The sequence below is a fragment of the Sphingobium sp. LMA1-1-1.1 genome (assembly GCF_040676365.1).
Taxonomy (GTDB): domain Bacteria; phylum Pseudomonadota; class Alphaproteobacteria; order Sphingomonadales; family Sphingomonadaceae; genus Sphingobium.
Map to the genome: position 1 here is coordinate 1 of NZ_JBEGHS010000025.1, position 1,229 is coordinate 1,229.

The 1,229-nt window shown below is 63.7% G+C and carries 1 protein-coding gene; it reads right to left on the minus strand.

What is annotated here, in order from left to right; all coding sequences use genetic code 11:
- On the minus strand, positions 1 to 1,229 hold a 1,229-nt coding region (locus MRBLMA1_RS14025), incomplete at both ends, for an NAD(P)/FAD-dependent oxidoreductase (protein WP_363737454.1).

The following is a 1,229-nucleotide window of genomic DNA, read 5'->3' on the forward strand; positions in this document are numbered from 1 at the left end:
GGGACGCCGGGGTCGGCGAGCTGTGCCTGGTCGAGCAGTGCGCCGGAAATGACATGGGCTCGGCCCTGGACATAATCCTTGACCGCATTGACGCAGTCGAGCGCGATGAGCCTGCCGGACTTGAGATAGAGGACAGAGAAGCTGCGGGTTGCCGGGTCGCCGCGCAGGATCGTCTGGTCATGCCCTGTTGAAAGGCCCACGGTCTGGAGCTTCAGGTCATATTGGTTCGACCAGAACCAGGGCACGGCATGATAGGGTTCTTCCTTGCCCATGATATGGCTGACGGCCGTCTTCGCCTGGTCATTGGCGTTCTGAACCGATTCAAGCCGGATCTGCGCGCCGCGGGCGAAGCTGTTGGCATGGGCGGCGCAATCGCCCACCGCATAGATGTCGGGCAGGCTGGTGCGGCAATATTCGTCCACATCCACGCCATTGCCGCCCACGGCGCCCGCCGCGATCAGCGGGCCGGTTTCCGGGATAATGCCGATGCCCACGATGACCATGTCGGTCTCGATCCGCTCGCCATCCTGCATCAGCACGGCGGTCGCCCGAGGACCCGCATCGCCATCGGTCACTTCGATGCAGTCCATGCGCGCGCCGGTGCGCAGGTCGACGCCATGGGCGCGATGCTCCGCTTCGTAGAAGCGCGACAGCTCCTCGCCTGCAACGCGCGCCAGCACGCGGTCCAGAGCCTCTAGCAGCACGACCTTCTTGCCGAACTTGCTCAGCACCGCGGCCGCCTCCAGCCCGATATAGCCGCCGCCGATCACCGTCACATGGTTGATCTGGTCGATCTTCGCCATCATCGCGTCGACATCGTCGCGACGGCGCACGGCGTGGACATTGGATGCTTCGGCGCCGGTGCAGGTCAACATGCGCGGCGAGCCGCCCGTCGCCCAGATCAGCTTGCCATAGCCGATTTCCCGATCGCCCGTTTCCTTGCCGCCCATGGTCACGAACTTGCCCACCGGATCCACCGCCTTGACCCGATGGCCCAGCAGCATGTCGATCCCGCGTTCTGCCCAGAAGCTCGCCGGCCTGATCAGGATGCGCTCAAAGCTCTTGTCACCCGCAAAATATTCCTTCGAAAGGGGAGGGCGCTCATAGGGCGGATCCTTCTCATCGCCGATCATCCCGATCGACCCTTCAAAGCCAAGCTGCCGCAGCGATATCCCCGCCTGGGCACCAGCATGACCCGCGCCCACGATCAGAACGTCATAATAACTCAT